At 41.0% G+C, this 268-nt stretch carries 1 protein-coding gene; it reads right to left on the bottom strand.

Annotated features, from left to right (window positions below):
• On the bottom strand, positions 1 to 268 hold a 268-nt coding region (locus IEQ44_RS18625; protein ID WP_227487649.1), incomplete at both ends, for a YyaL domain-containing protein.

Below are 268 nucleotides of genomic sequence, written 5' to 3'. Positions count from 1 at the left end.
AAACGCACTGGCAGCATAAATTTTTCGTTTGCCTTGTCGCCACCCCACTCGGTATCCCAATTCGTTTTCCAGGCTGCTAAGGCTTGATTCAAAATTTCGATACTAAAATTAACATCTGCTTCCGTATTAACTATTGGTGTCAAGGCTTGTAAACCTTCTTCAACCTGTTTGGCATATTCGTAAAGCTTATCGGGCTCTGATTTAAAATAGGCCTGAAACTTTTTCAGAAGCGCCATCCATTGCTCTTTTTCCATATACGTGGCAATGA

The organism is Nocardioides malaquae (assembly GCF_015070385.1).
GTDB classification, from domain to species: Bacteria; Actinomycetota; Actinomycetes; order Propionibacteriales; family Nocardioidaceae; genus Nocardioides; species Nocardioides malaquae.
This window is presented reverse-complemented; position numbering and strand designations above follow the sequence as displayed.